The 24769-nt window shown below is 52.2% G+C and carries 25 protein-coding genes; 15 read left to right on the top strand and 10 right to left on the bottom strand.

All coding sequences use genetic code 11. From position 1 onward, the window contains the following. Positions 1–3: 3 nt before the first annotated feature. Genes pspC through pspA form a run of 3 tightly spaced genes read right to left on the bottom strand, consistent with a single transcriptional unit; the run spans position 4 to position 1309 of the window. On the bottom strand, positions 4–363 hold the full coding sequence (pspC, locus tag HEN21_RS10490) for an envelope stress response membrane protein PspC (RefSeq protein ID WP_176251867.1): 360 nt from the start codon (positions 361–363) through the stop codon (positions 4–6). Next, positions 363–587: an envelope stress response membrane protein PspB gene (gene pspB / locus HEN21_RS10485; RefSeq protein ID WP_001274965.1), complete on the bottom strand. Its 225-nt coding sequence runs from the start codon at positions 585–587 to the stop codon at positions 363–365. The genes pspC and pspB overlap by 1 nt, the downstream gene beginning before the upstream one ends. 53 nt (positions 588–640) lie before the next feature. Next, entirely contained in the window at positions 641–1309 is a 669-nt protein-coding gene (gene pspA / locus HEN21_RS10480) for a phage shock protein PspA (RefSeq protein ID WP_000511032.1), read from the bottom strand. A gap of 166 nt (positions 1310–1475) precedes the next feature. Here pspA and pspF point away from each other — a divergent pair, with 166 nt between their 5' ends. Then, entirely contained in the window at positions 1476–2453 is a 978-nt protein-coding gene (pspF, locus tag HEN21_RS10475; protein WP_016231730.1) for a phage shock protein operon transcriptional activator, read from the top strand. Between the two features lie 121 nt (positions 2454–2574). Here the strand turns inward: pspF and puuE are convergent, their stop codons facing one another. The 5 genes from puuE to puuD form a co-directional block, all read right to left on the bottom strand. Beyond that, entirely contained in the window at positions 2575–3840 is a 1266-nt protein-coding gene (puuE, locus tag HEN21_RS10470; RefSeq protein ID WP_021550850.1) for a 4-aminobutyrate transaminase, read from the bottom strand. A gap of 37 nt (positions 3841–3877) precedes the next feature. Then, complete coding sequence (puuB, locus tag HEN21_RS10465) at positions 3878–5158, bottom strand: gamma-glutamylputrescine oxidase (protein ID WP_176251868.1); 1281 nt, start codon at positions 5156–5158, stop codon at positions 3878–3880. A 1-nt stretch (position 5159) separates the two neighbouring features. Further along, the gene (puuC, locus tag HEN21_RS10460) at positions 5160–6641 is read right to left on the bottom strand and encodes an aldehyde dehydrogenase PuuC (RefSeq protein ID WP_176251869.1); all 1482 of its coding nucleotides are present in this window, start codon (positions 6639–6641) and stop codon (positions 5160–5162) included. 150 nt (positions 6642–6791) lie between these two features. Further along, positions 6792–7349, bottom strand: coding sequence for an HTH-type transcriptional regulator PuuR (gene puuR / locus HEN21_RS10455; protein ID WP_001278727.1), 558 nt, complete (start codon positions 7347–7349; stop codon positions 6792–6794). A 25-nt stretch (positions 7350–7374) separates the two neighbouring features. Then, positions 7375–8139, bottom strand: coding sequence for a gamma-glutamyl-gamma-aminobutyrate hydrolase (gene puuD / locus HEN21_RS10450; protein WP_176251870.1), 765 nt, complete (start codon positions 8137–8139; stop codon positions 7375–7377). Between the two features lie 212 nt (positions 8140–8351). Here puuD and puuA point away from each other — a divergent pair, with 212 nt between their 5' ends. From puuA to HEN21_RS10385, 13 genes are all read left to right on the top strand, one after another. Next, positions 8352–9770, top strand: a complete 1419-nt coding sequence (gene puuA, locus HEN21_RS10445; RefSeq protein WP_000449634.1) for a glutamate-putrescine ligase — start codon at positions 8352–8354, stop codon at positions 9768–9770. 150 nt (positions 9771–9920) lie between these two features. Beyond that, positions 9921–10085 (top strand): YmjE family protein, encoded by a 165-nt coding sequence (locus tag HEN21_RS10440; RefSeq protein WP_123058196.1) that lies wholly within the window; start codon positions 9921–9923, stop codon positions 10083–10085. Then, positions 10075–11460, top strand: a complete 1386-nt coding sequence (gene puuP, locus HEN21_RS10435; protein WP_176251871.1) for a putrescine/proton symporter PuuP — start codon at positions 10075–10077, stop codon at positions 11458–11460. The genes HEN21_RS10440 and puuP overlap by 11 nt, the downstream gene beginning before the upstream one ends. 132 nt (positions 11461–11592) lie before the next feature. Next, positions 11593–11838 carry a YmjA family protein gene (locus HEN21_RS10430; RefSeq protein WP_016158382.1) on the top strand — a complete coding sequence of 82 codons (246 nt, stop codon included), beginning with the start codon at positions 11593–11595 and terminating at the stop codon, positions 11836–11838. Positions 11839–12145: 307 nt separating this feature from the next. Then, on the top strand, positions 12146–13789 hold the full coding sequence (gene sapA / locus HEN21_RS10425; RefSeq protein ID WP_001250189.1) for an ABC transporter substrate-binding protein SapA: 1644 nt from the start codon (positions 12146–12148) through the stop codon (positions 13787–13789). Further along, positions 13786–14751 carry a putrescine export ABC transporter permease SapB gene (sapB, locus tag HEN21_RS10420; protein WP_000583302.1) on the top strand — a complete coding sequence of 322 codons (966 nt, stop codon included), beginning with the start codon at positions 13786–13788 and terminating at the stop codon, positions 14749–14751. Before sapA ends, sapB begins: the two co-directional genes overlap by 4 nt. Further along, positions 14738–15628, top strand: a complete 891-nt coding sequence (gene sapC, locus HEN21_RS10415; RefSeq protein ID WP_001146146.1) for a peptide ABC transporter permease SapC — start codon at positions 14738–14740, stop codon at positions 15626–15628. The genes sapB and sapC overlap by 14 nt, the downstream gene beginning before the upstream one ends. Beyond that, a complete protein-coding gene (sapD, locus tag HEN21_RS10410) occupies positions 15628–16620 on the top strand; it encodes a peptide ABC transporter ATP-binding protein SapD (RefSeq protein WP_001128858.1) in 993 nt (330 codons plus the stop codon). Before sapC ends, sapD begins: the two co-directional genes overlap by 1 nt. A 1-nt stretch (position 16621) precedes the next feature. Continuing rightward, entirely contained in the window at positions 16622–17428 is an 807-nt protein-coding gene (gene sapF, locus HEN21_RS10405) for a peptide ABC transporter ATP-binding protein SapF (RefSeq protein WP_000573415.1), read from the top strand. A 70-nt stretch (positions 17429–17498) separates the two neighbouring features. After that, positions 17499–17861: a DUF559 domain-containing protein gene (locus tag HEN21_RS10400; RefSeq protein ID WP_176251872.1), complete on the top strand. Its 363-nt coding sequence runs from the start codon at positions 17499–17501 to the stop codon at positions 17859–17861. 490 nt (positions 17862–18351) lie between these two features. Beyond that, positions 18352–19140, top strand: a complete 789-nt coding sequence (gene fabI, locus HEN21_RS10395) for an enoyl-ACP reductase FabI (RefSeq protein ID WP_000506490.1) — start codon at positions 18352–18354, stop codon at positions 19138–19140. A 143-nt stretch (positions 19141–19283) separates the two neighbouring features. Next, positions 19284–20423, top strand: a complete 1140-nt coding sequence (locus HEN21_RS10390; RefSeq protein ID WP_105285792.1) for a CMD domain-containing protein — start codon at positions 19284–19286, stop codon at positions 20421–20423. A gap of 67 nt (positions 20424–20490) precedes the next feature. Continuing rightward, positions 20491–22425: an exoribonuclease II gene (locus HEN21_RS10385; RefSeq protein WP_176251873.1), complete on the top strand. Its 1935-nt coding sequence runs from the start codon at positions 20491–20493 to the stop codon at positions 22423–22425. 65 nt (positions 22426–22490) lie between these two features. On the opposite strand, the gene HEN21_RS10380 is transcribed toward HEN21_RS10385, so the two are convergent. Then, positions 22491–22613 carry a hypothetical protein gene (locus HEN21_RS10380; RefSeq protein ID WP_000221850.1) on the bottom strand — a complete coding sequence of 41 codons (123 nt, stop codon included), beginning with the start codon at positions 22611–22613 and terminating at the stop codon, positions 22491–22493. A gap of 53 nt (positions 22614–22666) precedes the next feature. Here HEN21_RS10380 and pdeR point away from each other — a divergent pair, with 53 nt between their 5' ends. Continuing rightward, complete coding sequence (gene pdeR, locus HEN21_RS10375; protein WP_176251874.1) at positions 22667–24652, top strand: cyclic di-GMP phosphodiesterase; 1986 nt, start codon at positions 22667–22669, stop codon at positions 24650–24652. Here the strand turns inward: pdeR and HEN21_RS23585 are convergent. After that, a complete protein-coding gene (locus HEN21_RS23585; RefSeq protein ID WP_225762567.1) occupies positions 24634–24762 on the bottom strand; it encodes a hypothetical protein in 129 nt (42 codons plus the stop codon). The genes pdeR and HEN21_RS23585 overlap by 19 nt on opposite strands. Positions 24763–24769 lie beyond the last annotated feature (7 nt).

Raw genomic sequence — 24769 nt, 5'->3', positions numbered from 1 at the left:
TCCTCACAATTGACGGAAACGGCTACGCAGCGTGAAGGTATCGGAAGTGACATAACGTTCCATCTCGCGTAAACGCGTTTCACTGGCCGCCAGTTCACGGTCGACTTCATCCAGCAATTCGTTGCTGGAAGGTTGTTGTTCACCATACGCCATGTTGTCCGGCATCGGGTCAAGGGCAAATGACAAAATGATGTAAGCAACCAGGGTAAATAGCGCCAGGCCAAAGAAAATCGACAGCACCACGAGGATACGCACCAGTTTTACCGGTACATCAAAATAATTAGCAATCCCCGCGCAGACGCCGCGCACCATGCCTTGCTGTGGAATACGCCATAATTTTTTATTGAGATTAATGCCCGCCATTAGCGATCCCTCCAGTTCGGATGTTCTGCATCAAGAATGGATTCCAGCGCCTGAATACGCTCGCGCATCCGTTTTGCTTCATCAGCCAGTTGCGCTAATCGCTGCTGTTCGCTTTGCGACAATTCACCGCGACTGGAGCGGTTGCTGTAATGCAGCCACAACCAGATAGGTAAAACAAACAGCACAAAAATGGTTAACGGAATAGCCAGAAATAGCGCGCTCATAAGTACTCCTTAAAGAATGAGCGGCGGCGCGTTCAGACGCCGCCTGGGTGTTATTATTGATTATCTTGCTTCATTTTGGCTTTTAATTGTGCCAGTTGCTCGCTGATTGCATCATCGGCTTTCAGTTCGGCAAACTGATCGTCCAGCGATTTTTGTTTGCCGAAGCTGTGGCTTTCTGCTTCCGCTTCCATCTGGTCGATACGACGCTCGAAAGATTCGAAACGCGCCATCGCCTCATCCAGTTTGCCACTGTCCAGTTGACGACGCACGTCACGCGACGAGTTTGCAGCCTGATGACGCAACATCAATGCCTGCTGGCGAGCGCGAGTTTCGCTCAATTTGTTTTCCAGCTCGCCAATCTCTTTCTTCATACGCTCCAGCGTATCGTCCACCAGCGTCACTTCATGTTCCAGGCTCTTAATCAGATCGGTCAGTTTCTGTTTTTCAATTAGTGCCGCACGCGCCAGATCTTCTCTCTCTTTCAGCAGCGCCAGTTCGGCTTTTTCCTGCCACTCAACTTCACGCGCCGACGCTTGTTCAATACGGCGAGTCAGCTGTTTCTTTTCTGCCAGCGCACGCGCCGAGGTAGAACGCACTTCAACTAATGTATCTTCCATTTCCTGGATCATCAGACGCACCAGTTTCTGCGGATCTTCCGCTTTCTCTAACAGAGCGTTGATGTTGGCATTCACGATGTCGGCAAAGCGAGAAAAAATACCCATAATGTTGTCCTCTTGATTTCTTCGTTCAGGATTGTCCTGCTGAACTGTTAATACAATTTGCGTGCCAATTTTTTATCTTTTTGATTTATAAAGATCTGATTGAAGATTCAACAGCAACATGCCAGGATAAATTAGCGAATTACACTAACAAGTGGCGAATTTCATCATGGCAGAATACAAAGATAACTTACTCGGTGAGGCGAACAGCTTTCTTGAAGTGCTGGAACAGGTTTCGCATCTCGCGCCGCTGGACAAACCGGTTTTGATTATTGGCGAGCGCGGCACTGGTAAAGAGCTGATCGCCAGCCGTTTGCATTATCTCTCCTCCCGCTGGCAAGGGCCGTTTATTTCCCTTAACTGCGCGGCGTTAAATGAAAATCTGCTGGATTCCGAATTGTTTGGGCACGAGGCGGGCGCGTTTACCGGGGCGCAAAAACGCCATCCGGGACGATTTGAACGTGCCGACGGCGGAACGCTGTTTCTTGATGAACTCGCTACGGCACCAATGATGGTGCAGGAAAAATTATTACGCGTAATTGAGTACGGTGAACTGGAGCGCGTTGGCGGCAGCCAGCCATTACAGGTCAATGTGCGGCTGGTATGTGCGACAAATGCCGATCTTCCGGCGATGGTCGATGAAGGCACTTTTCGCGCTGACCTGCTGGACCGCCTGGCTTTCGACGTGGTGCAACTGCCGCCCCTGCGCGAGCGTGAAGGCGACATTATGCTGATGGCGGAACACTTTGCCATCCAGATGTGTCGGGAAATCAAGCTGCCTCTGTTCCCGGGTTTTACCGAGCGCGCCAGAGAAACGTTACTGAGCTATCGCTGGCCGGGAAATATCCGTGAATTGAAAAACGTGGTGGAACGTTCGGTGTATCGCCACGGCAACAGCGATTATCCGCTTGATGAGATCATTATTGATCCCTTTAAACGGCGTCCGCCTGAAGACGCTATCGCCGTTTCAGAAACCACCTCTCTTCCGGCATTGCCGCTGGATTTACGTGAGTTTCAGATGCAGCAGGAAAAAGAGTTGCTGCAACTCAGTTTGCAACAGGGGAAATATAACCAGAAGCGCGCAGCTGAGTTGCTGGGGTTAACCTATCATCAGTTCCGCGCATTGCTTAAAAAGCACCAGATTTAGCGGAGTTGGGCAATGTAGCTTGCCGGATAAGGCGATCAAACCTACAAAATCAAGACGCCGTTTGCAGGCCTGATAAACGCAGCGCATCAGGCATTATTGCGTTGGCCTCCGCTTCTGCGTATTAATCCCTCAGCGCATCCTGCAAAATTTTCATGGCCGCATCGAACTGCGTATCCGGGATGGTCAGCGGATACAAGAAACGAATCACGTTACCGTAGGTGCCGCAGGTCAGCAGTAACAATCCCTGTGCCAGCGCGCGTTGCTGGATTTTCTGCGCAATCGCCGCCGACGGCTCACCCGTTTGCGGGTCGTTAAACTCTGCCGCAATCATTGACCCCAGACCGCGTACCGCAGCAATTGCCGGAACGCTTTCTTTAGCCTCAATCAGCGTTTGCGTCAGGCGCTGACCAAGTTGATTCGCACGGTCGCAAAGGGATTCTTTGTCGATAATGTTGAGCACTGCGTGCGCGGCGGCAACTGCCAGCGGGTTACCAGCGTAGGTACCACCAAGCCCGCCCGGCGCGGGCGCGTCCATAATGTTTGCGTTGCCGACCACGCCCGAAAGTGGCATCCCACCCGCAAGGCTTTTCGCCATCGTCATTAAATCGGGCTTATCGGCGTAATGATCCATGGCAAACAGTTTACCTGTACGCGCAAAACCGCTTTGCACTTCATCGGCAATCATCACGATGCCGTGCTCGTCGCACAGGCGACGAATCGCAGAAACCAACTCTTTTGGCGCCACGTTGAAACCGCCCTCGCCCTGCACCGGTTCGAAAATAATCGCCGCGACTTGTTTCGCTTCGATGTCTGATTTAAACAAGCGTTCGATGGCGTCGAGGGAATCTTGCGTCGAAACGCTATGCAAATCTGACGGATACGGCACGTGATACACCGAACCCGGGAACGGGCCGAAGCCAATTTTATACGGCGCAACTTTGCCAGTTAACGCCATGGTCATATACGTGCGACCGTGAAAGCCGCCGCTAAACGCAATCACGCCTGGGCGTCCGGTATGGGCGCGGGCGATTTTGACCGCATTCTCAACCGCTTCCGCACCGGTGGTGAAGAACGCGGTCTTAGCCTGACCACTGACCGGCGCAAGGGCGTTGATTTTCTCCGCCAGCGTGACGTAGCTTTCGTATGGCACAATCTGGTACGCCGTGTGGGTAAACTGTTGCAGTTGCTGTTCCACCGCTGCCACCAGTTCAGGATGGCGATGTCCGGTGTTCAGCACCGCAATGCCTGCGGCAAAATCGATGTATTCGTTACCCTCAATATCCTTCAGCGTGGCGTTTTCAGCCGACTGGGCGAAGAAGTTACACATTACGCCAACCCCACGTGGAGTGGCAGAAAGACGACGCTGATGGAATTCATTGTTGCTCATGTTTCACACCTTTTGACTCTTCACGGTTAATCGGAAATTAAACGCCCAGACGATCGCGCAGGCTGTAATACGCCGCACCCATCGCGGTAAACGGTACGCGCAGCGTGCGTCCGCCGGGGAACGGGTAATGCGGCAGATTGGCGAAGGCGTCGAAACGCTCGGCATCTCCGCGTAGCAGTTCAGCAATTAAACGCCCGGCGAGATGGGTACAGGTCACGCCGTGGCCGCTGTAGCCCTGCATGTAGTAAATGTTTTTATCGAGGCGACCAAACTGTGGCATACGCGACAGCGTCAGCAGGAAGTTGCCCGTCCAGCGGTAATCAATTTTCACTCCCTGCAACTGCGGGAAGGTTTTCAGCAGTTTCGGCACCACAAGGCGCTCAACGTCATCCGGGTCACGCGCACCGTACACCACGCCGCCGCCGTACAGCAGGCGGTTGTCAGCAGTGAGACGATAGTAATCAAGCAGATAGTTACAGTCTTCGACACAGTAGTTTTTCGGGATCAGCGAACGGGCTAAATCATCGGAAAGCCGCTCGGTGGTGATTACCTGCGTGCCGCACGGCATACTGCGCTTCGCCAGTTCCGGCTCCACTTTATCGCCCAGGTACGCATTCCCGGCGACAATCACATACTTCGCCGTCACCTGGCCTTTAGCAGTACGCACAACGGCTGGCGTGGTGTGCTGGATCTGCGTCACCGCAGAAAGCTCATACACGCGTCCGCCGTTCAGACGAATTGCGTCCGCTTCGCCAATGGCGAGGTTCAGCGGGTGAATATGCCCACCGCTGTGATCCAGCAGCGCACCGGTGTAGCGATCGCTGGCAACTTCGCGGCGAATGGCACTGGCGTCCAGCAGTTCCAGTTGTTTATTACCGTAGCGTTCCCAGTTCTCTTTCTGCTCTTCGAGCGTGGCGAGCTGTTTATCATTCATCGCTACAAACAGGCCGCCGGGGCGGTAATCGCAGTCAATCTGATAACGTTTGATACGTTCGCGGATGATCTCTCCGCCTTCGAACATCATGCTGCCGAGCATACGGGCGGTGTCCATGCCGTAGCTTTTTTCAATAACGTCGATGTCACGGCTGTAGGAGTTCACAAGCTGGCCGCCGTTGCGTCCGCTGGCGCCAAAGCCAATGCGTGAGGCTTCGAGTACCACCACGTCAAAGCCCGCTTCCGCCAGATGCAGCGCAGAGGAAAGCCCGGTGTAGCCGCCGCCAACCACGCAAACATCACAAGAGATTGACTCATTCAGCGTGTCGAAAGGCGCATATTTATTCGCACTGGCGGCGTAATAACTACTGGTATGTTCGGTCATTTCAGGCCTCCAGGCTTATCCAGATGGTTTTCAGTTCGGTGAATTTTTCAAGGGCGTGCAGGGATTTATCGCGACCGTTGCCGCTCTGCTTATAACCGCCAAACGGTACGGTCATATCGCCATCGTTGTAGTTATTGACGAAGACGGAGCCGGCTTTCAGGCGGCGGCTCATGCGGTGTGCGCGGGAGAGATCGCGCGTCCATACCGCCGCACCGAGGCCGTACTGGCTGTCGTTGGCAAGCTGTAGCGCCTGGTCTTCTGAGGTGAAACGGGTGACCACCAGCACTGGGCCGAAAATCTCTTCGCGACTTAAGGACGCATTCGGGTCCACATCCACAAAGATGGTCGGGCCGATGGCCGCAGCCAGTTCAGCGTTGCGACCATCCAGCAGCAGTTGCCCTTGGCCTTCACGAATAAAGGTGTGTACCGAGTCGGCGTGAGCGCAGTCGATTAACGTGCCCATCGTGGTTGCAGGATCAAGTGGATGCCCTGGCTGCCAGTTTTGCGCCTGCTGTTTTAACAGGGCTAAGAATTCATCGGCGATACTCTCTTCCAGCAATAAACGGGTTCCGGCGATGCACACCTGGCCCTGGTTGTAGAAGATACCTGCGGCTGTCGCGCTCGCCGCTTTTTGCAGATCCGGGCAGTCGGCGAAAACGATGTTGGCGCTTTTACCACCTGCTTCCAGCCAGACGCGTTTCATGTTGCTGTCGCCTGCGTCTTTCAGCAGTTGTTTCCCGGTGCGGGTTGAACCAGTAAAGGCGATGGCATCGATATCGTTATGACGCGACAGCGCCTGCCCGGCTTCATGACCAAAACCAGTTACCACGTTCAACACACCATCCGGCAGACCGGCTTCTTTCGCCAGCCCCGCAAGGCGAATCGCACTGAGCGGCGATTTTTCGGACGGTTTCAGAATCACGCTGTTACCTGCTGCCAGCGCCGGGCCGAGTTTCCAGCAGGTCAGCAGCAGCGGGAAGTTCCACGGTACAATGGCGGCAATTACGCCGACCGGTTCGCGCACAATCATCGCCAGCTCATGGCAACTGGTGGTAGCGACTTCGCCGTAAACTTTATCGATAGCTTCGGCGTACCAGCGAATGGCGCGCGCCGCGCCGGGAATATCATCACGCAGGCTGTGACGAATCGGTTTACCGGTGTCGAGGGTTTCCAGCAGCGCCAGTTCTTCCGCGTTGGCTTCCATTAAATCGGCGAGTTTATTCAGTACCACTTTGCGTTTAGCCGGAGAAGAGAGCGACCAGTCGCCGCGTTCAAATACGTTGCGTGCCGCGCTCACCGCGCGGTCAATATCGGCGCTTTTACCGCGCGCAATATTCGCCAGCGGTGCCTGGGTGACCGGATCAATAGTTTCAAAGGTTTCGTTTTCCGCCGCAGCGGTATATTCACCGTTAATAAATAAGCGGGTTTCAATGGCGAGACTTAACGCTTTATCCTGCCAGTAAGCCAGATGATGAAAATTCATTATGACTCCTGTTTTCACGTCTATCAGATATATGCAGTTTGTGAACGTCAGTGCGCAGAGATCCCCGGGCGATGAGCCCGTTTATTTCCGGCGACATTCTTTATAGATTGCCGGGCGCATTGCGCTTACCCGGCTTACAGAACAAAAAGATTAAAACGTGGTGGGGGTATGGGCGCTGATAATCCGGCAAATACCTGCCGACGTATTGCTGAAACTGTGCGGGATGCCGGTATTAATGGCATAACTTTGCCCCGCGACGAGGTGATAATCCTGTCCATTAATGGTCAGAACAATTTCACCTTCCAGTACAGTGCCTATTTCCTCACCCTGATGCTTAATTCTTTCCCCAGTGGTTGTGCCCGGCTGGTACGTTTCAAAGATCATCGCCAACGTGCGATTCGGGTTACCGTTATGCACCAGCTTCATTGACACACCCTGACTGCCCATTTCAATTAAGTCGTCCTGATTAATGACGACCTGCGGCTCATCAGGTTTCTCCGGCTCGGAAAAGAATTCCGAGAGTGACAGTCCATACACTTTCAGCAGCTTTTGCAGCGTACTGATGGCAGGGCTGACTTTATCTTGTTCTATCGTACTGATAGCACTGTGAGTCAGCCCGGAGAGTTCGGCGGCACGACGTTGTGAAAGCCCCTGCTGCTGGCGGATTTCCGACAAGCGTTTTCCTGGCGCCAGTCCCTCATCACTCATATTTGCATTTCCTTAACTGTAGTGGTCAGAGTCGCTGTTTTTCAGCGATATGGTTCTGACAAGCGGTGATAAAGCCCTCGAACAATATACGCGAAAGCGCATACTCGCTACTGTTCCATTCCGGGTGCCACTGTACGCCCAGCGCGAAAGGATGATTGATGACGCTAACCGCCTCAACTAAGCCATCCGGCGAGCGAGCTTCCACACGTAACCGTGGGCTAACAACCTTCGCCCCTTGTCCATGCAGAGAGTTTACCCAAAAGTTGCTACATTCAGGTAACAGCGCAGACAGTAATCCCCCCTCTTCAACCTGAACCTCGTGTGACGGTGCATATTGCTGCTCCACCGGCAGTTCGGGATCTTCACGATGTTCCAGTAGCTCAGGCTGTTCGCACAACTTGCGATGCAACGAGCCACCTGTTGCCACCACCATTTCCTGTAACCCTCGGCAGATGGCGAAAATGGGGATGCGCCTTTCGAGTGCGGCGTTAATTAACGCCATGCTCAGAAGATCACGCCCGGGATCGGCGTCAGGCTCATCGCCGTTTTCACCATATAGGTGCGGCTGCACATTGCTGGGGCTACCAGGAAGATAAATACCGTCAAGTTTCGGCAGAAGTTGTTCAAGTAAGGACGGTTCCGCCAGCGCATGGGGCAGCGCAATCGGCAAACCACCCGCGTGAATGATGGCATTCAGGTACTTTTCTTGCAGAGTCTGGGTCTCATGACCCTTAAACCTGTTCCTGCACATTACGACACCGATAACAGGATTGTTCATTATATTTTCCATGCTCAATCTCACAAAGTGGACTAAATTATCGCCATTACTGCGGTTTAAATGACCTTTCTGTTCAATATTTTTTCAATCTAGCAGTGAGTTTTCTTTTTTGCAAACTCAATTTAACATTTGACAAACATTTAGTTTGCATACAGATTCGAAGAGTGGTCATTATATTTTACGCTCTGATAACGAGTGGAAAACAAAACCAAAGGCGAAGAATCATGGAAACCAATATCGTTGAAGTAGAGAACTTTGTTCAGCAGTCAGAAGAGAGGCGGGGTAGCGCCTTTACGCAGGAAGTGAAACGCTACCTGGAACGCTACCCTAATACGCAATATGTTGATGTTTTACTTACCGATCTTAATGGCTGTTTTCGTGGAAAACGCGTCCCCTTCTCCAGCCTGAAAAAACTGGAGAAAGGATGCTACTTCCCGGCTTCGGTGTTTGCGATGGATATTCTGGGCAATGTGGTAGAAGAAGCTGGGCTAGGACAAGAAATGGGCGAACCCGATCGTACCTGTGTCCCCATTCTCGGTTCTTTGACCCCTTCCGCTGCCGATCCTGAGTTTATTGGTCAAATGCTTCTGACCATGGTCGATGAAGATGGCGCTCCCTTTGACGTTGAGCCGAGGAATGTACTCAACCGCCTGTGGCAACAGCTACGCCAGCGCGGATTGTTCCCGGTCGTAGCGGTAGAGCTGGAGTTCTATTTACTGGATCGCCAGCGCGACGCCGAAGGGTATCTGCAACCGCCCTGCGCGCCAGGCACCGATGACCGCAATACCCAAAGCCAGGTCTACTCTGTCGATAACCTCAACCACTTCGCCGATGTGCTCAATGATATTGATGAACTGGCGCAATTACAGTTGATTCCGGCAGATGGTGCGGTCGCCGAGGCTTCGCCAGGTCAGTTTGAAATCAACCTCTACCATACCGATAACGTGCTGGAAGCCTGCGATGATGCATTAGCCCTTAAACGCCTGGTGCGCTTGATGGCGGAAAAGCATAAGATGCACGCCACTTTTATGGCGAAGCCGTATGAAGAGCACGCGGGCAGCGGGATGCATATCCATATCAGTATGCAAAATAATCGTGGCGAGAACGTGCTGTCTGACGCGGAAGGCGAAGATTCGCCGCTGCTGAAAAAGATGCTCGCCGGGATGATCGACCTGATGCCGTCATCAATGGCATTGCTGGCGCCGAACGTAAACTCATATCGCCGCTTCCAGCCAGGCATGTATGTGCCGACGCAGGCATCGTGGGGTCATAACAACCGTACCGTTGCCCTGCGAATTCCGTGCGGCGATCGTCATAACCACCGCGTGGAGTATCGCGTGGCGGGTGCCGATGCCAACCCGTATCTGGTGATGGCGGCGATTTTCGCCGGTATTCTGCACGGTCTTGATAACGAGCTGCCGTTGCAGGAAGAAGTCGAAGGTAACGGGCTGGAACAGGAAGGATTACCCTTCCCGATTCGCCAGAGCGATGCCCTGTGGGAGTTTATCGAAAACGATCACCTGCGCCACTATTTAGGCGAGCGTTTCTGTCATGTGTATCACGCCTGTAAAAATGATGAGCTGTTGCAGTTTGAGCGCCTCATCACAGAAACAGAAATTGAGTGGATGTTGAAAAACGCGTAGTGCCCCCTTGCGGGGGTTGTCTCATCGGCCTGAGCGGAGCCAGGCCTGACATTTGCTGGTAATCCAGACATTTCCCGGATGTCGCGTTATGGAGCGCAGGCGGCAACGGGCTTCCGTTAACGATTAAGACTGTGACGAGGAAATGAGATGATGCCGATGATGAAATTCCCGCATGGCGAGGGAGGCTGCGTATGCGCTCCCCCTGCGACTGACCGGACTCCGCCCCCTTTGCTTCCCCTGCTAAACAGGTTTGATTTCAGGTCGACGCGACCGCAAACCCGATTACGCAGTGGAGGCAGCGATTATGGCTATTAATTCACCGCTGGACATTACTACACAACCGGGCAAAACCCGCCTGCGAAAATCACTGAAATTGTGGCAGGTGGTGATGATGGGTCTGGCCTATCTCACACCGATGACCGTGTTCGATACTTTTGGCATTGTGTCCGGCATTAGCGACGGTCACGTTCCGGCATCCTACCTGCTGGCGCTGGCAGGCGTGCTGTTTACCGCGATCAGCTACGGCAAGCTAGTTCGCCAGTTCCCGGAAGCTGGCTCGGCCTATACCTACGCACAAAAGTCGATTAACCCGCATGTCGGCTTTATGGTCGGTTGGTCATCGCTGCTGGATTATCTCTTTTTGCCGATGATCAACGTCTTGTTGGCGAAAATCTATCTCTCCGCCCTCTTCCCGGAAGTGCCGCCGTGGGTGTGGGTGGTAACCTTCGTCGCCATTTTAACCGCCGCGAATCTGAAGAGCGTCAACCTGGTCGCCAACTTCAATACCCTGTTTGTACTGGTACAAATCTCCATTATGGTGGTGTTTATCTTCCTGGTGGTTCAGGGGCTACATAAAGGTGAAGGCGTCGGCACCGTCTGGTCGCTACAACCGTTTATTAGCGAGAACGCGCATCTGATTCCGATTATTACCGGGGCGACGATAGTCTGCTTCTCGTTCCTCGGTTTTGATGCAGTGACTACGCTTTCGGAAGAGACGCCAGACGCCGCACGCGTGATCCCGAAAGCCATCTTCCTGACGGCGGTTTACGGTGGCGTTATCTTTATTGCCGCATCGTTCTTTATGCAACTGTTCTTCCCGGATATCAGCCGCTTTAAAGACCCGGATGCCGCACTGCCGGAGATTGCACTGTACGTCGGCGGCAAGCTGTTCCAGTCGATTTTTCTCTGTACCACTTTTGTGAACACGTTAGCGTCTGGCCTCGCGTCGCACGCCAGCGTCTCGCGTCTGCTGTATGTGATGGGCCGCGACAATGTGTTCCCGGAACGCGTGTTTGGCTATGTGCACCCGAAATGGCGCACCCCGGCGTTGAACGTCATTATGGTAGGAATTGTGGCACTGTCGGCGCTGTTCTTTGATTTAGTCACCGCCACGGCGTTGATTAATTTCGGCGCACTGGTGGCGTTTACCTTCGTTAATTTGTCTGTGTTTAATCACTTCTGGCGACGCAAAGGGATGAATAAAAGCTGGAAGGAACACTTCCACTATTTATTAATGCCGCTGGTTGGCGCGCTGACGGTGGGCGTGTTGTGGGTTAACCTCGAGTCAACGTCACTGACGCTCGGTCTGGTATGGGCCTCATTAGGCGGCGTATATCTGTGGTATCTGATCCGTCGCTATCGCAAAGTGCCGCTGTACGAGGGCGACAGAACGCCGGTGAGCGAAACGTAATACGTAGGATGCGCGGCGCATTGTCCTGCCGGGGGCAATGCGCCGCGCCATTATCTATAAAAAGATGTATGACCCGGATCACGAGTGCTATCATCCGCCCTTATGCTTAACGCATTAACCCCAGGGCAAAAAATGAACCACGATATCCCACTGAAATATTTTGATATTGCCGATGAGTACGCGACTGAATGCGCAGAACCTGTCGCAGAAACTGAACGCACGCCACTGGCTCACTACTTCCAGTTACTACTCACCCGTTTGATGAATAATGAAGAGATCAGCGAAGCAGCCCAGCATGAAATGGCCGCTGAAGCGGGGATTAATCCCGCACGCATTGATGAGATCGCAGAGTTTTTGAATCAATGGGGTAATGAGTAATCATTTAATTGCGGATGCCCGGTCAGTATCGCAGACCGGATAAGGCGTTCATGCCGCATCCGGCTAAAAATGACATGAACCCAGCTTTAATGGGTTTCTCACGATCGCGCCACGCTGTTCCTCGCTAAGTAGTTCTGTGAGTTATAGTTATAGAGAAATCACGGGTACGAATGTTGAACAGATGGCGACGCCACATGTGCAACAACCAACCATACTGCCCTCATTGCGACCCCTGAACACAAACGGTAATGGCAAATGTCATTAAATATTAGTAAGATAGCCTCTTTACATAAAATCCCTTAATATTATGCGCCAGGTATTATCGTCTCTTTTGGTGATTGCTGGACTTGTGAGTGGTCAGGCAATCGCCGCGCCTGAACCCACCCCGCACGCTGATATCCGCGACAGCGGTTTTGTCTATTGCGTCAGCGGGCAGGTCAACACCTTTAACCCATCCAAAGCGAGCAGTGGGTTAATTGTCGATACCCTTGCCGCCCAGTTTTATGATCGACTACTGGATGTCGATCCCTATACTTATCGTCTGATGCCGGAACTTGCCGAAAGCTGGGAAGTGCTCGACAACGGCGCAACCTATCGCTTCCACCTGCGTCACGATGTTCCGTTTCAAAAAACCGACTGGTTTACACCTACTCGCAAAATGAATGCTGATGATGTGGTGTTTACCTTCCAGCGAATTTTTGACCGTAACAACCCGTGGCATAACGTCAACGGTAGCAACTTCCCCTATTTCGACAGCCTGCAATTTGCTGATAACGTGAAAAGCGTCCGCAAGCTGGATAATCACACCGTTGAGTTCCGTCTCGCCCAGCCGGATGCTTCCTTTTTATGGCACCTGGCGACCCATTATGCGTCGGTAATGTCTGCCGAATATGCGCAGAAATTAGAAAAAGAAGATCGTCAGGAACAACTCGACCGCCAACCCGTAGGCACCGGACCGTATAAACTGTCGGAAAATCGCACGGGACAATATATTCGCTTACAACGTCATGATGAGTTCTGGCGAGGCAAACCGTTGATGCCACAGGTGGTGGTGGATTTAGGTTCTGGTGGCACCGGACGTCTGTCGAAACTCTTGACCGGTGAATGTGACGTTCTGGCCTGGCCTGCTGCCAGCCAACTGTCTATTTTGCGCGACGACCCGCGTTTGCGTTTAACGCTGCGTCCGGGGATGAACGTTGCCTATCTGGCGTTTAACACTGCCAAACCACCGCTTAATAATCCGGCAGTACGTCATGCGCTGGCACTGGCGATTAATAACCAGCGCCTGATGCAATCTATCTATTACGGTACGGCTGAAACGGCGGCCTCTATTTTACCGCGCGCCTCGTGGGCTTATGACAACGAGTCTAAAATTACCGAATACAATCCGGCGAAATCACGCGAACAGTTGAAGGCGTTGGGGCTGGAAAATTTAACGCTGAAACTGTGGGTGCCAACACGCTCGCAAGCGTGGAACCCCAGTCCGCTGAAAACTGCCGAACTGATTCAGGCGGATATGGCGCAGGTCGGCGTGAAAGTGGTGATTGTGCCGGTAGAAGGTCGTTTTCAGGAGGCGCGGTTGATGGATATGAGCCATGATCTGACGTTATCCGGCTGGGCGACGGACAGTAACGACCCGGACAGTTTCTTCCGCCCGTTACTGAGCTGCGCGGCAATTCATTCGCAGACCAACCTTGCCCACTGGTGCGATCCGAAATTCGACAGCGTGTTGCGTAAGGCGCTCTCCTCGCAGCAACTGGCGGCGCGTATTGAAGCCTATGACGAAGCGCAAAGTATTCTGGCGCAGGAGTTACCCATTCTACCGCTGGCCTCATCACTACGCTTGCAGGCCTATCGGTACGATATCAAAGGGCTGGTTCTTAGCCCATTTGGTAACGCCTCCTTCGCTGGTGTGTACCGCGAAAAGCAAAATGAGGTGAAAAAACCATGATTATCTTCACCTTACGCCGCGTTTTATTATTGATCGTGACCTTGTTCCTGCTGACGTTCGTTGGCTTCAGTTTGAGCTATTTCACGCCACATGCACCGTTACAAGGCGCCTCACTGGGGAATGCCTGGGTATTCTGGTTTAACGGCCTGATTCACTGGGATTTTGGTGTTTCCAGCATTAACGGTCAGCCGATAGCCGAACAGTTAAAAGAGGTCTTTCCGGCGACGATTGAGCTATGCATTCTCGCTTTCGGTTTTGCGTTGATTGTCGGCATCCCGGTGGGCATGATTGCCGGGATTACGCGCCATAAGTGGCAAGATAACTTGATCAATGCCATCGCGTTGCTGGGCTTTTCAATCCCGGTTTTCTGGCTGGCGCTTCTGCTGACGCTGTTTTGTTCGCTGACGCTGGGCTGGCTGCCCGTTTCTGGGCGTTTCGATTTGCTCTATGAAGTGAAACCTGTTACCGGCTTTGCGTTGATTGATGCCTGGCTTTCGGACTCTCCGTGGCGGGATGAAATGATCATGAGCGCAATACGCCATATGGTATTGCCGGTCATCACTCTGTCGGTTGCGCCAACAACTGAAGTGATCCGATTGATGCGTATCAGCACCATCGAAGTCTATGACCAGAATTATGTGAAAGCAGCGGCGACTCGTGGTTTGTCACGCTTTACTATTTTGCGTCGCCATGTGCTGCATAACGCGTTACCCCCTGTCATCCCTCGTCTGGGTTTGCAGTTTTCCACCATGCTGACGCTGGCGATGATCACCGAAATGGTCTTTAGCTGGCCTGGTTTGGGGCGCTGGTTAATTAACGCCATTCGCCAACAAGATTACGCAGCGATTTCCGCCGGTGTGATGGTGTGTGGTTCGCTGGTCATTATTGTTAATGTGATTTCTGATATTTTGGGTGCTATGGCTAACCCTCTGAAACATAAGGAATGGTATGCCTTACGATAGCGTATACAGCGAGAAGCGCCCGCCGGGCACGCTACGTACCGCCTGGCGCAAATTCTATGGTGACGCCGCTGCAATGGTCGGCCTGTACGGCTGCGCGGGGCTGGCTGTACTGTGTATTTTTGGCGGCTGGTTTGCGCCTTACGGCATTGACCAGCAGTTTCTCGGTTATCAATTGTTGCCACCGTCATGGTCTCGCTATGGCGAAGTCTCTTTCTTCCTGGGGACTGACGACCTCGGACGCGACGTTTTAAGCCGTTTATTGAGCGGCGCGGCGCCTACCGTTGGCGGCGCATTTGTGGTGACACTTGCTGCTACCGTCTGTGGCCTGGTGCTCGGCACCTTCGCCGGCGCGACGCATGGCCTACGGTCAGCGGTGCTTAATCATATTCTGGATACCTTACTGGCGATCCCGTCCCTGCTGCTGGCAATTATCGTTGTGGCGTTTGCCGGGCCGAGTTTGTCGCACGCGATGTTTGCCGTCTGGCTGGCACTACTGCCGCGTATGGTGCGTTCGGTCTACAGCATGGTGCATGATGAGCTGGAAAAAGAGTACGTTATCGCTGCTCGCCTGGATGGTGCAACGACGCTGAATATTCTCTGGTTTGCCGTGCTGCCAAACATCACCGCTGGGCTGGTCACGGAGATCACCCGCGCACTGTCGATGGCAATTCTTGATATCGCCGCACTGGGCTTTCTTGATCTCGGCGCGCAACTCCCCTCACCTGAATGGGGAGCGATGCTCGGCGATGCGCTGGAACTGATTTATGTCGCCCCGTGGACCGTCATGCTGCCTGGTGCTGCAATTATGATCAGCGTGTTGTTGGTTAACCTCCTTGGTGATGGTGTGCGTCGTGCGATTATTGCGGGGGTAGAATAATGCCGTTACTGGATATTCGTAACCTGACCATTGAATTTAAAACCGGTGATGAGTGGGTTAAAGCCGTTGACCGCGTGAGTATGACCTTAACCGAAGGTGAAATCCGTGGCCTTGTTGGTGAATCCGGCTCCGGCAAAAGTTTGATTGCGAAAGCGATTTGTGGCGTCAATAAAGATAACTGGCGTGTTACCGCTGACCGTATGCGTTTTGATGACATCGATCTGCTGCGCCTCTCCGCGCGCGAACGGCGCAAGCTGGTTGGGCACAACGTGTCGATGATTTTTCAGGAACCGCAATCGTGTCTAGACCCTTCTGAACGTGTGGGGCGTCAGTTAATGCAAAACATCCCGGCCTGGACCTATAAAGGCCGTTGGTGGCAGCGATTTGGCTGGCGCAAACGCCGTGCCATTGAGCTGCTGCACCGCGTGGGGATTAAAGATCACAAAGATGCGATGCGCAGTTTTCCGTATGAGTTGACCGAAGGTGAATGCCAGAAAGTGATGATTGCCATCGCGCTGGCGAATCAACCACGTCTGCTGATAGCTGACGAACCAACAAACTCGATGGAGCCAACCACCCAGGCGCAAATATTTCGCCTGCTGACGCGTTTGAATCAAAACAGCAATACCACTATTTTGCTTATTAGTCATGACTTACAAATGCTTAGTCAATGGGCGGACAAAATCAACGTGCTTTACTGCGGACAAACCGTGGAAACAGCGCCGAGTAAGGAGCTGGTGACGATGCCGCATCATCCTTATACCCAGGCGCTGATCCGCGCGATACCAGATTTCGGCAGCGCAATGCCGCATAAAAGTCGCCTCAATACGCTGCCTGGTGCAATCCCGCTTCTGGAACAATTGCCCATAGGTTGTCGTCTGGGGCCACGTTGCCCGTATGCACAACGAGAATGTATAGTGACGCCGCGCCTGACGGGCGCGAAAAATCATCTCTATGCCTGTCATTTCCCGCTGAACATGGAGAAAGAGTGAGATGATAGAAACTCTGCTCGAAGTGCGTAATTTAAGCAAAACGTTCCGCTACCGAACTGGCTGGTTTCGTCGTCAGACCGTAGAAGCCGTAAAACCCTTGAGCTTTACGCTACGTGAACGCCAGACGCTGGCGATTATTGGTGAAAACGGTTCCGGTAAATCGACGCTGGCGAAAATGCTGGCAGGAATGATTGAGCCAACCAGCGGTGAGTTATTGATTGACGATCATCCGCTGCATTTTGGCGATTACTCCTTCCGCAGCCAGCGGATTCGCATGATTTTTCAGGATCCATCGACCTCGTTGAATCCGCGTCAGCGTATCTCGCAGATCCTTGATTTTCCTCTGCGTTTGAACACCGATCTGGAGCCTGAACAGCGCCGCAAACAGATTATTGAAACAATGCGTATGGTCGGGCTGCTACCGGATCACGTCAGTTACTATCCGCATATGCTGGCACCAGGGCAAAAACAACGTCTGGGTCTGGCGCGCGCGCTGATATTGCGCCCAAAAGTCATTATCGCGGATGAAGCTCTCGCCTCGCTGGATATGTCGATGCGTTCGCAGTTGATTAATCTGATGCTGGAGCTACAAGAGAAACAGGGTATTTCTTATATTTATGTTACCCAACATATCGGGATGATGAAGCATATCAGCGACCAGGTTCTGGTCATGCATCAGGGCGAGGTGGTCGAGCGCGGTAGTACGGCTGACGTGCTGGCATCGCCGCTACATGAACTAACCAAACGGCTCATTTCCGGGCACTTTGGCGAAGCGTTAACGGCGGATGCGTGGCGTAAAGATCGTTGATTTTCTGAACCCGCCTTCCAGATAATTCACCTCATTCTGACAAGGGATTAAATCTTGTCAGAATGAGTGGATGGATAAAATAAAATCAAATGCGCGTTATTTAAGACGCAATCTCACCCCGCAGGAACGAAAGCTCTGGCGATATCTTCGCAGCCGACGTTTTGGTGATTTCAAATTTCGCCGTCAACATCCGGTGGGGAGCTACATTCTCGATTTTGCCTGCTGCTCGGCGCGTGTAGTTGTTGAGCTGGATGGTGGGCAACATGATTCGACCGTTGCCTATGATATCAGGCGCACACGCTGGCTTGAGTCGCAGGGCTGGACCGTGCTGCGTTTCTGGAATAATGAGATCGATTGTAATGAGGAGGCGGTGCTGGAGATTATTCTGCAGGAACTGAGTCGCCTGTCACCCTCACCCCAGCCCTCTCCCTGAAAGGGCGAGGGAGCCGACCGAGCCGGGTGGCTGTTGTGGTGAAAATATGGAGTCGGATGGTGAAGAATATTCGGCAAGGACTGAATCGCCGGTCACCCTCTCCCCAGCCCTCTCCCTGAAAGGGCGAGGAAGCCGACCGAGCCGGGTGGCTGTTGTGGTGAAAATATAGAGGCGGATGATAAAGAATATTCGACCAGGACTGAACTGCCGGTCACCCTCTCCCTGAAAGGACTAGGGGGCTGTATGTGCCTGTTTGTTGCTGGGGTGACAATATTTGCACAATACGATCCCCTCGCCCCTCTGGGGAGAGGGTTAGGGTGAGGGGAAAAGCACCCACCCTGCCCGCGCCCTGCTCCGGTCGGACCTGGCAACTATAGCCACCCACAGCCTGGTTGATTATAATAACCGTTTATCTGTTCGTACTGTTTACTAAAACGACGAATCGCCTGATTTTCAGGCACAACAAGCATCAACAATAAGGATTAAAGCTATGGGTTTTCTTTCCGGTAAGCGCATTCTGGTAACCGGTGTTGCCAGCAAACTGTCCATCGCCTACGGTATCGCTCAGGCGATGCACCGCGAAGGAGCTGAACTGGCATTCACCTACCAGAACGACAAACTGAAAGGCCGCGTAGAAGAATTTGCCGCTCAATTAGGTTCTGACATCGTTCTGCAGTGCGATGTTGCCGAAGATGCCAGCATCGACACCATGTTCGCTGAACTCGGTAAAGTCTGGCCGAAATTTGACGGCTTCGTACACTCTATTGGTTTTGCACCTGGCGATCAGCTGGATGGTGACTATGTTAACGCCGTTACCCGTGAAGGCTTCAAAATTGCCCACGACATCAGCTCTTACAGCTTCGTTGCAATGGCAAAAGCTTGCCGTTCCATGCTGAATCCGGGTTCTGCCCTGCTGACCCTCTCCTACCTGGGCGCCGAACGCGCTATCCCGAACTACAACGTTATGGGTCTGGCAAAAGCGTCTCTGGAAGCGAACGTACGCTATATGGCTAACGCGATGGGTCCGGAAGGTGTGCGTGTTAACGCCATCTCTGCTGGTCCGATCCGTACTCTGGCGGCTTCCGGCATCAAAGACTTCCGTAAAATGCTGGCTCACTGCGAAGCGGTTACACCGATTCGTCGTACCGTTACCATCGAAGATGTGGGTAACTCTGCAGCGTTCCTGTGCTCCGACCTCTCCGCAGGTATCTCCGGTGAAGTCGTTCACGTTGACGGCGGTTTCAGCATCGCTGCCATGAACGAACTGGAACTGAAATAATCGTTCTATTGATAAAGATGGGCGGCGTTCTGCCGCCCGATTTCTCTGTTATACCTTTCTGATATTTGTTATCGCCGATCCGTCTTTCTCCCCTCCCAGCCTTGCGTCAGGATAACGATTTCCTTTACGACCAAGGAGTCCCCATGGAACAACGCCACATTACCGGCAAAAGCCACTGGTATCATGAAACGCAATCCAGTACTTCGGAGTATGACGTTTTGCCACTGGTTCCGGGAGCCGCAAAGGTAACCGATCCTTTTCTGCTCGACGTGATCCTTGATGAAGAAACACTTGATCCCTTTCATTCGTGGCTGATCCCGGCGCGTGCTCTTGCTGTAGAGTTCTTCCCCGACCAGCTTGCGGTGACCCGTTTACAGACATTCACCGCCTATGAACGCCTGACGACCGCACTGACCGTTGCTCAGGTCTGCGGCGTCCAGCGGCTATGCAACTACTATTCCGCGCGTCTGACACCGCTTCCCGGACCTGACTCCTCCAGGGAAAGCAATCATCGGCTGGCGCAAATCACGCAATATGCCCGTCAACTGGCTGGTTCTCCATCAATCATCGACGGTCAGTCCCGCCAGCATCTTAACGATGTCGGGCTTACCGCCTGGGATTGTGTGATTATCAACCAAATCATCGGCTTTGTTGGTTTTCAGGCACGAGCGATCGCCACATTTCAGGCTTATCTTGAGCAACCGATACGCTGGCTACCCGGTCTGGAAGTGCAAAGCTACGCAGACGGTTCACTTTTTGCTGAAGCATCAACTGGTTGGCGTGCCTGCTACGAAGTGGAGAAATCTCCGCAGGAGCAAGAGATGAATGCTCACCGACAGTTACCATCCGAACTTCGCCAACTGGTAGCAATCCTGAATCTGCACCCGGCCTCACTTTCACTCTTTGTGACATTGCTATCCAGCTCGTTGGTAACAACAAAATCCAGCCATCAACTTGCTGCCTTACTCAGTGCGCGAATTAATGGTAGCGTTGCCTGTTTCACCTCTTTAATTCATTCAAATTTTGAATATAAAGAAGCAATATGCATTCTGCGTCAGGGCGAAAACGAAATAAACCAATGGGCTGACCGTCATTCTGTTGAGCGCGCTACCGTTCAGGCGATACAATGGCTGACACGAGCACCCGATCGCTTTAGCGCCGCCCAGTTTAGCCCATTACTCGAACATGAAATATCATCAGCTCAGGTTATCAATCTGCTGGTATGGAGCGGGTTTTGTGGTTGGATAAATCGCTTAAAAATCGCGTTGGGTGAAACACATTAACCTTGCTGCGTCAGGCAGAATCGCGTAAAACTGTCAGCCGCTCTAATGGCCACCAAAATAGACAATTATGTTTCAGGACAACCCGCTGCTAGCGCAGCTTAAACAGCAACTGCACTCCCAGACGCCCCGCGCTGAAGGGGTGGTAAAAGCCACTGAAAAAGGCTTTGGCTTCCTGGAAGTCGACGCACAGAAAAGTTATTTCATTCCGCCGCCGCAGATGAAAAAAGTCATGCATGGCGACCGAATTATCGCGGTGATCCACTGTGAAAAAGAACGTGAATCCGCAGAGCCAGAAGAACTGGTTGAACCGTTTCTGACTCGTTTCGTGGGTAAAGTTCAGGGTAAAAATGATCGTCTGACCATCGTTCCTGATCATCCACTCTTAAAAGACGCCATTCCTTGTCGCGCGGCTCGTGGCCTGACCCATGAGTTTAAAGAAGGCGACTGGGCGGTTGCCGAAATGCGCCGCCATCCGTTGAAAGGCGATCGCTCCTTCTATGCGGAACTGACACAATACATCACTTTTGGTGACGACCACTTCGTACCGTGGTGGGTAACCCTGGCACGCCATAATCTGGAAAAAGAAGCGCCAGACGGTGTTGCTACCGAAATGCTCGATGAAGGTCTGCAACGTGAAGATCTGACTGCTCTGGACTTTGTCACCATTGACAGCGCCAGCACGGAGGATATGGATGATGCCCTTTTCGCTAAGGCGTTGCCGGATGACAAACTACAGTTGATTGTCGCGATTGCCGACCCAACCGCGTGGATCGCAGAAGGCAGCAAGCTGGACAAAGCCGCGAAAATTCGTGCGTTCACCAACTATCTGCCAGGCTTCAATATCCCAATGCTGCCACGGGAACTTTCCGACGACCTCTGCTCCCTGCGTGCCAATGAAGTGCGTCCGGTGCTGGCATGTCGGATGACGCTATCCGCTGACGGCACCATTGAAGACGACATCGAATTTTTTGCTGCTACCATCGAATCCAAAGCCAAACTGGTTTATGACCAGGTTTCAGATTGGCTGGAAAACACCGGTGACTGGCAGCCAGAAAGTGATGCGATTGCGGAACAAATCCGCCTGTTAGCGCAAATTTGCCAGCGTCGCGGCGAATGGCGTAATAACCATGCGTTGGTGTTTAAAGATCGCCCGGATTACCGTTTTATTCTCGGTGAAAAAGGTGAAGTGTTGGATATCGTCGCTGAACCGCGTCGTATTGCTAACCGTATCGTCGAAGAAGCGATGATCGCCGCTAACATTTGTGCGGCTCGCGTGCTGCGCGATAAGCTCGGTTTCGGTATCTATAACGTACATATGGGCTTTGATCCGGCAAATGCCGACGCGCTGGCAGCATTACTGAAAACGCACGGCCTACATGTTGACGCCGAAGAAGTGCTCACACTGGACGGCTTCTGCAAACTGCGCCGTGAGCTGGATGCGCAACCGACAGGTTTTCTCGACAGCCGCATTCGCCGTTTTCAGTCTTTTGCAGAAATCAGCACCGAACCTGGCCCTCACTTTGGCCTCGGTCTGGAAGCATATGCCACCTGGACTTCACCGATTCGTAAGTATGGCGACATGATCAACCATCGTCTGCTGAAAGCGATCATCAAAGGCGAAACAGCGACGCGCCCGCAGGATGAAATCACCGTCCAAATGGCAGAACGTCGCCGTCTTAACCGGATGGCAGAACGTGATGTCGGCGACTGGTTATACGCACGTTTCCTGAAAGACAAAGCCGGAACCGACACCCGTTTTGCGGCAGAAATCGTCGATATCAGCCGTGGCGGTATGCGTGTGCGGCTGGTCGATAACGGCGCTATTGCCTTTATCCCTGCACCATTCTTACACGCTGTGCGCGATGAACTGGTTTGCAGTCAGGAAAACGGCACCGTACAAATTAAAGGTGAAACAGTTTACAAAGTAACCGACGTTATCGACGTCACCATCGCCGAAGTACGCATGGAAACCCGCAGTATTATTGCGCGCCCGGTCGCGTAATCCCCCTTCACGGCCCGTTCATTACGGATGGGCCGTTTGCTTTCCCCCCTCCCTTCGCATTCGTTTTATCTCAGCAGATTTTTTTTAATGACTTCCGTTTGAAAACTGGCGTTTTCCCAAAACTGGATTACAAATAAATATATAAAAAAAACAATACGTTTAGCCGACATTAATTTCATGTAAGTCATGTTGGACCTTCCATTTAATGGCATGGTTCGCCGTTAACCGTAGGGTATGCATCATGAAAACCGTTAGGGAGTCCACAACGTTGTACAACTTTCTCGGATCGCACAACCCATACTGGCGGTTGTCGGAAAACAGTGATGTTTTGCGCTTTTCCACCACTGAAACAACAGAACCTGAACGTACTCTGCAGTTATCCGCCGAACAGGCTGCTCGCATCCGGGAAATGACGGTCATCACCTCCAGCCTGATGATGAGTCTGACAGTCGATGAGAGCGACCTTTCTGTCCATCTGGTGGGACGAAAAATCAATAAGCGCGAATGGGGTGGCAACGCGTCGGCATGGCATGATACACCGGCGGTTGCTCGTGACTTATCACACGGACTTTCCTTTGCCGAACAGGTCGTTTCTGAAGCGCATTCCGCAATAGTGATTCTGGACAGCCGGGGGAATATCCAGCGTTTTAATCGGTTATGTGAAGAATATACAGGGCTGAAAGAACACGATGTCATTGGGCAAAGCGTGTTTAAATTGTTTATGAGTCGCCGTGAAGCTGCGATCTCACGGCGTAACAACAGCAGTTTTTTTCGTAGTGGCAACGCCTATGAAGTCGAGCGTTGGGTACAGACGCGCAAAGGTCAGCGACTGTTTCTGTTTCGCAACAAATTTGTCCACAGCGGTAGCGGCAAAAATGAGATCTATTTAATCTGTTCCGGCACCGATATAACCGAAGAACGTCACGCCCAGGAACGATTGCGAATCCTGGCTAACACTGACAGCATCACCGGGCTACCGAATCGTAACGCAATGCAGGAATTAATCGACTACGCCATTAATCAGACCGACGAGAGTAAGGTCGGAGTGGTTTATCTCGATTTAGACAATTTTAAAAAAGTGAACGATGCCTACGGGCATTTGTTTGGCGACCAGCTGTTACGCGAGGTTTCACTGGCCATTTTAAGCTGTCTTGAACAGGATCAGGTGTTGGCACGTCTTGGCGGCGATGAATTTCTGGTACTCGCACCAGACACCTCACAAAGTGCCCTGGAAGCAATGGCATCGCGGATTTTGACCCGCCTGCGCCACCCCTTTCGCATCGGTTTAATCGAAGTTTATACTGGCTGTTCGATTGGTATTTCACTTTCACCGCAACACGGTCCAGACAGCGCGGCGATTATTCGCCATGCCGATACGGCAATGTACAGTGCCAAAGAAGGCGGACGAGGACAATTTTGCGTCTTTTCGCCGGAAATGAATCAACGGGTATTTGAGTATCTGTGGCTGGATACCAACCTGCGTAAAGCACTGGAAAACGATCAGTTAGTCATTCACTATCAGCCGAAAATCACCTGGCGCGGTGAAGTACGCAGTCTGGAAGCTCTGGTACGCTGGCAGTCCCCCGAACGTGGCTTAATTCCCCCTCTGGACTTTATTTCCTATGCCGAAGAGTCTGGTCTGATTGTGCCACTGGGCCGTTGGGTTATTCTCGACGTCGTGCGCCAGGTTGCAAAATGGAGAGATAAAGGTATTAATCTTCGGGTGGCGGTGAATGTCTCAGCACGCCAACTCGCCGATCAAACCATTTTCACTGACCTGAAACAGGTACTCCAGGAACTTAAATTTGAGTATTGCCCTATTGATGTCGAACTGACTGAAAGCTGTCTGATTGAAAACGATCAGCTGGCGCTTTCCGTTATTCAGCAATTCAGTCAATTAGGCGCGCAGGTTCATCTGGATGATTTCGGCACGGGTTACTCTTCTCTTTCCCAACTGGCACGATTCCCCATCGATGCAATAAAACTCGACCAGGTTTTTGTTCGTGATATTCACAAACAGCCAGTCTCGCAGTCGCTGGTACGTGCGATCGTCGCCGTGGCTCAGGCGCTCAATCTTCAGGTGATTGCCGAAGGTGTAGAGAGTACAAAAGAAGATGCCTTTTTGACCAAAAATGGCATCAATGAGAGACAAGGATTTTTGTTTGCCAAACCGATGCCTGCTGTAGCTTTCGAACGCTGGTATAAACGTTATCTGAAGCGCGCATAAAGAGACGAATATATAAATGTAACGGTATATAATTCCATTACATATCGTATTAATGAATGATAATTAGCCTTTGCCGTTAAGCACTTCTCTTTTAGCGGCAATTTTTGCATTATTCAT

The sequence above is a fragment of the Escherichia sp. 93.1518 genome, from assembly GCF_013368915.2.
In the GTDB taxonomy this organism is placed as follows: domain Bacteria; phylum Pseudomonadota; class Gammaproteobacteria; order Enterobacterales; family Enterobacteriaceae; genus Escherichia; species Escherichia ruysiae.
Note: the sequence above shows the minus strand (reverse complement) of the source record. Positions and strands in the feature narration are given on the sequence as shown.

Coding starts and splice junctions, on each gene's coding strand:
- pspC (WP_176251867.1), bottom strand. CDS start 363: ATGGCGGGCATTAATCTCAATAAAAAATTATGGCGTATTCCACAGCAA.
- pspB (WP_001274965.1), bottom strand. CDS start 587: ATGAGCGCGCTATTTCTGGCTATTCCGTTAACCATTTTTGTGCTGTTT.
- pspA (WP_000511032.1), bottom strand. CDS start 1,309: ATGGGTATTTTTTCTCGCTTTGCCGACATCGTGAATGCCAACATCAAC.
- pspF (WP_016231730.1), top strand. CDS start 1,476: ATGGCAGAATACAAAGATAACTTACTCGGTGAGGCGAACAGCTTTCTT.
- puuE (WP_021550850.1), bottom strand. CDS start 3,840: ATGAGCAACAATGAATTCCATCAGCGTCGTCTTTCTGCCACTCCACGT.
- puuB (WP_176251868.1), bottom strand. CDS start 5,158: ATGACCGAACATACCAGTAGTTATTACGCCGCCAGTGCGAATAAATAT.
- puuC (WP_176251869.1), bottom strand. CDS start 6,641: ATGAATTTTCATCATCTGGCTTACTGGCAGGATAAAGCGTTAAGTCTC.
- puuR (WP_001278727.1), bottom strand. CDS start 7,349: ATGAGTGATGAGGGACTGGCGCCAGGAAAACGCTTGTCGGAAATCCGC.
- puuD (WP_176251870.1), bottom strand. CDS start 8,139: ATGGAAAATATAATGAACAATCCTGTTATCGGTGTCGTAATGTGCAGG.
- puuA (WP_000449634.1), top strand. CDS start 8,352: ATGGAAACCAATATCGTTGAAGTAGAGAACTTTGTTCAGCAGTCAGAA.
- HEN21_RS10440 (WP_123058196.1), top strand. CDS start 9,921: ATGCCGATGATGAAATTCCCGCATGGCGAGGGAGGCTGCGTATGCGCT.
- puuP (WP_176251871.1), top strand. CDS start 10,075: ATGGCTATTAATTCACCGCTGGACATTACTACACAACCGGGCAAAACC.
- HEN21_RS10430 (WP_016158382.1), top strand. CDS start 11,593: ATGAACCACGATATCCCACTGAAATATTTTGATATTGCCGATGAGTAC.
- sapA (WP_001250189.1), top strand. CDS start 12,146: ATGCGCCAGGTATTATCGTCTCTTTTGGTGATTGCTGGACTTGTGAGT.
- sapB (WP_000583302.1), top strand. CDS start 13,786: ATGATTATCTTCACCTTACGCCGCGTTTTATTATTGATCGTGACCTTG.
- sapC (WP_001146146.1), top strand. CDS start 14,738: ATGCCTTACGATAGCGTATACAGCGAGAAGCGCCCGCCGGGCACGCTA.
- sapD (WP_001128858.1), top strand. CDS start 15,628: ATGCCGTTACTGGATATTCGTAACCTGACCATTGAATTTAAAACCGGT.
- sapF (WP_000573415.1), top strand. CDS start 16,622: ATGATAGAAACTCTGCTCGAAGTGCGTAATTTAAGCAAAACGTTCCGC.
- HEN21_RS10400 (WP_176251872.1), top strand. CDS start 17,499: ATGGATAAAATAAAATCAAATGCGCGTTATTTAAGACGCAATCTCACC.
- fabI (WP_000506490.1), top strand. CDS start 18,352: ATGGGTTTTCTTTCCGGTAAGCGCATTCTGGTAACCGGTGTTGCCAGC.
- HEN21_RS10390 (WP_105285792.1), top strand. CDS start 19,284: ATGGAACAACGCCACATTACCGGCAAAAGCCACTGGTATCATGAAACG.
- HEN21_RS10385 (WP_176251873.1), top strand. CDS start 20,491: ATGTTTCAGGACAACCCGCTGCTAGCGCAGCTTAAACAGCAACTGCAC.
- HEN21_RS10380 (WP_000221850.1), bottom strand. CDS start 22,613: ATGACTTACATGAAATTAATGTCGGCTAAACGTATTGTTTTTTTTATA.
- pdeR (WP_176251874.1), top strand. CDS start 22,667: ATGAAAACCGTTAGGGAGTCCACAACGTTGTACAACTTTCTCGGATCG.
- HEN21_RS23585 (WP_225762567.1), bottom strand. CDS start 24,762: ATGCAAAAATTGCCGCTAAAAGAGAAGTGCTTAACGGCAAAGGCTAAT.